Source organism: Streptosporangium sp. NPDC005286 (assembly GCF_040607515.1).
Classification (GTDB): domain Bacteria; phylum Actinomycetota; class Actinomycetes; order Streptosporangiales; family Streptosporangiaceae; genus Streptosporangium.
In genome coordinates, this window is record NZ_JBEXGU010000128.1 from 21,176 (window position 1) to 27,175 (window position 6,000).

A 6,000-nucleotide genomic window follows, 5' to 3' on the forward strand; every position below is an offset into this window, starting at 1 on the left:
ACCCCTCGCCGGGGTCCTCCGCCTATCGCGCCGGAGCGGAACGCGTCCTGGCGGGTCCCCCACGCCCGCCAGGGCGCGCTCCCCATCTCCGGAGCGCGATCGGCGGGAACGGGACCCGCCGGGACGCACCCGTGACGCGGCCCCGACGATGAGCCCCACCGCGAACGCGCCTCAGCCGAGCGGACGCCAGTCGATCAGCGACAGTTCCTCGTCCACCCTCCTGAAGCACGCCCGGACGGGCAGGCCCGCGACCGGCGGCTCCGCACCGCGCCAGTTGCCGTACATGACGCATTCGGGCGCCTCGTCCAGCCGTACCATCACCACCGTGTACGGCTCGCTCACCCCGGCCAGGAAGGGCTGGTGGCTGACGATCCAGCTCTCGACGCGGCCGGCCGGGGCGATGGGCTCCCAGTGCCACTCGCGGGTCCTGCAGCGGTGGCAGTAGGCGCGGGCGGGAAAGCGCGGCGTGGCGCAGGAGTCGCACCGCTGGAGCACGAACTCCCCGCCGGCGGTCCGCCTCCACCACTCCGCCGAGTCGCGATCGGCAACCGGACGCACCCCTCACCCCTTCCGTAGGATCAGCGCCGAGGTGGCGGGCAGGATGTAGCCGGGCTGGGCCGTGGAGAGCGCCACCTCGGCCCCTTCCACCTGCCTGTCCCCCGCGTCCCCCCTCAGCTGTGAGACGGCCTCGGCGATGTGGTTGACGCCGTGCACGTACCCCTCCGACAGGAACCCGCCATGCGTGTTCACCGGCAGCTCACCACCCGGCGCGACGGCACCCGAGGCGACGTACGGGCCGCCCTCGCCCTTGGCGCAGAAGCCGTAGTCCTCCAGCTGCACGATCACCGAGTAGGTGAAGCAGTCGTAGATCTCGGCCACGTCGACGTCGGCGGGCCCGATGCCCGCCTGGCGGTACAGGCGCGGGGCCAGTTCGGCCGCGCTGGTCACCGTGGTGTCCGCCCGGCCGCCGGACAGGAAGGAGTCGCCGCCTCCCCACGCGGCGGCGGAGATGAGCACCGGCGGCCTGCGCAGGTCGGCGGCCCGCTCGGCGCTCGTGACGACGAGCGCGCAGGCGCCGTCGGTCTCCAGGCAGCAGTCGAGCAGCCGGAACGGCTCGGCGATCCACCGGCTCGCCAGGTAGTCGTCCAGGGTGATCGGGGTGCGCATGAGCGCCCGGGGGTTCTTGGCCGCGTTGGCGCGCTGGACGACCGCCAGCGCGCCGAAGTGCTCGGGACGGGTGCCGTACCTCGACATGTGGGCGCGGGCGAACATCGCGTACTGCTGCGGCGGCGCGAAGTAGCCGTACGGCGCCTGGTACTGGACCTCGGGGCTGACCGGCAACCCCCGGCCGGTCCCGCCCATCCGGAACTCCGAGCGCGCGTTGATCGCCCGGTAGCAGACGACGGTCTCGGCGACGCCCGCCGCGACCGCGAGCGCCGCCTGGCCGACCACCGAGTGGGAGACGCTGCCGCCGCCGAACTGGTCGAGGTACCAGGAGGGCTCGTGGATGCCGAGCGCGGGACCGACCAGACAGGGCGCGGCGGAGTCGCCGACCCGGTGGGTGGCGATGCCGTCGACGTCGTCGGCGGTCAGGCCCGCGTCGTCCAGGGCCGCCAGCACGGCCTCGCAGGCCAGGGTGAGGGTGCTGACCCCGGAATCCTTGGAGAACCGGGTGTACCCGACGCCCGCGACGGCCGTGCGGTCCCGGAAACCACCCACGTACGAGCCTCCGATCTCAAGCAAGCGCTTGGCCAGAGGCTAGGCCGGGCGAATCGCGGATGTCAACGACGGGCGCGCGCCGACGGCGACCGGGGACTTTTTCCGGCACTCCCCTACAATCCAAGCAAGCGCTTGGTAAGATGGCGCCAGACGGTGGAGGACGCCGTCCGCCGCCGAACCCCCTCGGAGGCCGATCGGGCGCGATTGAGGAGGCGAGTAGCACCATGAGCACTCACGCGGCCCGGCTGCTGGAGACCGCCGACCACCCCCGCGCCACCTTGGCCGGGCGCGGCACCACCGCCAACGGAGTCGCCATGCAGAGTGGCCTTTCGCAGGGCCCGTCCAACGGAGCCGAGAGACCTGAGATCAACGGGGCCACGCACCAGGGCGGCGCCGTGGACGGCCGGTGGTTCCGCTCCGTGCTCGGCCACTTCGCCACCGGTGTGGTGGCCATCACCGCCATCGACGCCGACACCGGCGAGCCGTGCGGCCTGGCGGCCAACTCCTTCACCTCGGTGTCACTGGACCCGCCGCTGGTGGCCTTCTGCGTGGCCCACAGCAGCACGAGCTGGCCGCGCCTGCGCGCCGCCAGAACCCAGACGATCAACGTGCTCGCCGAGCACCAGCAACCGGTCTGCGCCGCGCTCGCCGGCCGGGGCGGCGACAAGTTCGCCGGGCTCGACTGGACGGTCTCCCCGGGTGGCAACCCGGTGATCGAGGAGAGCCTGGCCTGGATCGACTGCTCGATCGAGGCGGAGCATCCCGCGGGCGACCACGTCATCGTCGTCGCCAGGGTCCACCGGCTCGGTGTCCACGGCGACGGCGGCCCGCTGCTCTTCTTCAAGGGCGGCTACGGCCGTTTCCACGCCTGACGTCCCCACGCCGGAGGTATTCCATGACCCTGCGCGAGGAGGCACGCTCCTGGCTGGAGGAGAACCTCACGGGCGAGTTCGCGCACGCCCGGGGACTGGGCGGGCCCGGCCGCGAGCACGAGGGGCACGAGGTCCGGCTCGCCTGGGAGCGGCGGCTGGGCGAGGCCGGGTGGACCTGCCTGGGCTGGCCCAGGGAGTACGGAGGCCGGGACGCCACTCTGCAGGACCAGGTCGCCTTCCACGAGGAGTACGCCCGTGCCGCCGCCCCGGCGAGGGTCGGGCACATCGGCGAGGGACTGATCGGGCCGACCATCCTGGAGCACGGCACCGAGGAGCAGCGGCGGCGCTTCCTGCCGCCCATCCAGCGTGGCGAGGAGCTGTGGTGCCAGGGCTACTCGGAGCCGGAGGCGGGCTCCGACCTGGCAGGCGTCCAGACGCGGGCGCGCCTGGACGACGGCGAGTGGGTCATCACCGGCCAGAAGGTGTGGACCTCGCTGGCCCACGTGGCCGACTGGTGCTTCGTGCTCGCCAGGACCGAGCCCGGCTCGGCGCGCCACCGCGGCCTGTCCTACCTGCTGGTCCCGATGGACCAGCCGGGGATCGAGGTGCGGCCCATCCTCCAGATGACCGGCACCAGCGAGTTCAACGAGGTCTTCCTCGACGGCGCCCGCACCGCGGCGGGCAACATCCTGGGCGCTCCCGGCGAGGGCTGGCGGATCGCGATGGCCACCCTCGGCTACGAGCGCGGCGCCTCCACCCTGGGCCAGCAGATCGGCTTCCAGCAGGAGTTCGCGGAGGTGGTGGCCACCGCCAGGCGCACCGGGGCCGCCGAGGACCCGGTGCTCCGCGACCGGCTGGTGCGCTCGTGGCTGGAGCTGGACATCATGCGGCTCAACGCGTTGCGCACCATGACCTCACTGTCGGCGGGCGAACCGGGACCCGAGGTGTCGATCGGCAAGCTGTACTGGTCGGAGTGGCACCGGCGGCTGGGCGAGCTGGCCCAGGCCGTGCAGGGGCGCGCGGGCCTGGTCGCCGACGCCCCGCCGTACGACCTCAACGCGCTGCAGCGGCTCTACCTGTTCAGCCGCGCCGACACCATCTACGCCGGGTCCAGCGAGATCCAGCGCAACATCATCGCCGAGCGCACCCTGGGCCTGCCCAAGGGCTGAGACACGACCACCGGAACGGAGCCCGTATGGCGACACCTCCCCCCTACCCCCGCGCCCACGGCCTGCTTGACGGAAAGGTCGTCCTGGTCACGGCGGCGGCCGGGACGGGCATCGGGTACGCCACCGCCAGGCGCTGCGCCGAGGAGGGCGCGACCGTGGTCGTCTCCGACCGGCACGAGCGGCGCCTCGGCGAGGCCGCCGAGGCGCTGGCCGAGCTGAGCGGGGTCAAACCGCTCGCGGTGCCCTGCGACGTCACCTCCGAGGCCGAGGTGCGCGCCATGTTCGACGCGGTGACCGAGGCGCACGGGCGGGTGGACGTGGTGGTCAACAACGCGGGCCTGGGCGGTACGGCGCGGCTGGTGGAGATGACCGACGAGCAGTGGGACGCCGTCCTGGGGGTGACCCTCACCGGCACGATGCGCTGTACCAGGGCCGCCCTGCGGCTGATGGTCCCCCAGGGTTCCGGAGTGATCGTCAACAACTCCTCGGTGATCGGCTGGCGCGCCCAGGAGGGCCAGTCGCACTACGCGGCCGCCAAGGCCGGGGTGATGGCCCTGACCAGGTGCGCCGCCCTGGAGGCCGCCCCGCACGGCATCCGGGTCAACGCGGTGGCCCCCTCGCTGGTCATGCACCCCTTCCTGGCCAAGGTCACCACCGACGAACTGCTCGCCGAACTGACCTCCCGCGAGGCCTTCGGCCGCTCGGCGGAACCGTGGGAGGTGGCCAACGTGATCGTCTTCCTGGCGAGCGAGTACTCCACGTACATGACCGGCGAGGTCGTCTCGGTCTCCAACCGGCACCCTTAGGGAGGCGCCGGGTCGTACGACGTACGCGGACCTCCGTGAAACGCCGCGACTCCCGCGGAAAGACGGGGAGCCTCGCGAAGGACGACAATTGCCCCCATGCGTTTCGGGATCCTGGGCACCACGCGGGTGTGGCACGACGACGGTGGCGAGGTGGGCGTCGGCGGGCCCGCCCTGCGGGCGCTGCTGGGCCTGCTGCTCGCCCGTGCCGGGGAGGTGGTGGCCGCCGATCTCCTGGTCGACGACCTCTACGGCGCACGCCCCCGGGACGGGGCGGCGCACGCCCTGCAGTCGCAGGTCTCCCGGCTCCGCCGGCTGCTGGGGCCCCAGGTCGAGATCGAGGCCGTCTCCTCGGGCTACCGGCTCTCGGTCGGCCCAGGCGATCTCGACGCCCACCGCTTCGAAGGGCTCTCCGACGAGGGGCGTCAGGCCCTGCGCGACGGAGACCCGGCGGGAGCGGCCGTGCTGCTGCGGGAGGCCCTGGACCTGTGGCGGGGGCCCGCGCTCGCCGACGCCGCGGACGCCACCTCCGTGCAGGCCCTGGTCCTGCGGCTTCAGGAGCGCAGGCTCGGCGCCCTGGAGGACCGGATCGAGGCCGACCTGCGGCGGGGCGAGCACCGGGCCGCGGTGCCCGAGTTGCAGGAGCTGGCCGCCCGCCATCCGCTGCGGGAAAGACTCCGCGTCCTGCTCATGCGCGCCCTGCAGTCGGGCGGCAGGCAGGCGGAGGCCCTGCTCGCCTTCGAGGAGACCCGGCGGCTGCTGGCCGACGAGCTCGGCGCGGATCCCTCGGCCGAGCTGGCGGCCGTCCACCAGGAGCTGCTGCGGGGCGAGCGGCCGTTCGAGCCGCCCGCGCCACCGGCGCAGCTGACCAGCTTCGTGGGCCGCGCGGAGGATCTGGCCGAGGTCACCCGGCTGCTCGGTACCGCGCGCCTGGTCACCCTGGTCGGCCCCGGCGGGGCGGGCAAGACCAGGCTGGCGGTCGAGGTCGCGAGTCGCCTGCCGGACGTCTGCTACGTCGAGCTCGCACCGCTGCCTGACGGGCGGCGGCTGTCGCAGGCCCTGCTCGCCGCGCTCGGCCTGCGCGAGAGCGGACTGCTCGCCATGCCCGCCGAGGCTGAGCCCGTCTCCCGGCTGCTCGCGGCGCTGGCCGGCCGGCCGCTGCTGCTCGTCCTCGACAACTGCGAGCACGTCGTCGAGGCGGTCGCCGAGCTGGCCGCGCGGCTGCTCGCCGGCTGCCCCGAGCTGCGCGTCCTGGCGACGAGCCGGGAGCCGCTCGGCATCACCGGCGAGAACCTGTGGCCGGTCCGGCCGCTCGCTCCCTCCCCCGCCGCGCGGCTGTTCACCGACCGGGCCTCGGCGGTGCGTCCCGGCCTCGTCCTGGACGAGGCCGGGACCGAGGCCGTGCGGCGGTTCTGCCCCGAGCTCGACGGGCTGCCG

6 protein-coding genes are annotated in these 6,000 nt (G+C 73.8%); 4 read left to right on the forward strand and 2 right to left on the reverse strand.

The window, feature by feature from the left end; translation table 11 throughout:
- Positions 1-171: 171 nt before the first annotated feature.
- Complete coding sequence (locus tag ABZU75_RS33710; RefSeq protein WP_350952355.1) at positions 172-558, reverse strand: OB-fold domain-containing protein; 387 nt, start codon at positions 556-558, stop codon at positions 172-174.
- Positions 559-561: 3 nt separating this feature from the next.
- The gene (locus ABZU75_RS33715; RefSeq protein WP_355563192.1) at positions 562-1,719 is read right to left on the reverse strand and encodes an acetyl-CoA acetyltransferase; all 1,158 of its coding nucleotides are present in this window, start codon (positions 1,717-1,719) and stop codon (positions 562-564) included.
- 224 nt (positions 1,720-1,943) lie between these two features.
- Here ABZU75_RS33715 and ABZU75_RS33720 point away from each other — a divergent pair, with 224 nt between their 5' ends.
- From ABZU75_RS33720 to ABZU75_RS33735, 4 genes are all read left to right on the forward strand, one after another.
- Positions 1,944-2,591, forward strand: coding sequence for a flavin reductase family protein (locus ABZU75_RS33720; protein WP_355563183.1), 648 nt, complete (start codon positions 1,944-1,946; stop codon positions 2,589-2,591).
- 23 nt (positions 2,592-2,614) lie between these two features.
- Positions 2,615-3,760 carry an acyl-CoA dehydrogenase family protein gene (locus tag ABZU75_RS33725; protein ID WP_355563186.1) on the forward strand — a complete coding sequence of 382 codons (1,146 nt, stop codon included), beginning with the start codon at positions 2,615-2,617 and terminating at the stop codon, positions 3,758-3,760.
- A 26-nt stretch (positions 3,761-3,786) separates the two neighbouring features.
- The gene (locus ABZU75_RS33730; protein WP_350912987.1) at positions 3,787-4,566 is read left to right on the forward strand and encodes an SDR family oxidoreductase; all 780 of its coding nucleotides are present in this window, start codon (positions 3,787-3,789) and stop codon (positions 4,564-4,566) included.
- 96 nt (positions 4,567-4,662) lie between these two features.
- Positions 4,663-6,000: BTAD domain-containing putative transcriptional regulator (locus ABZU75_RS33735; protein WP_355563189.1), on the forward strand; the 1,338-nt coding region annotated here is incomplete at its 3' end.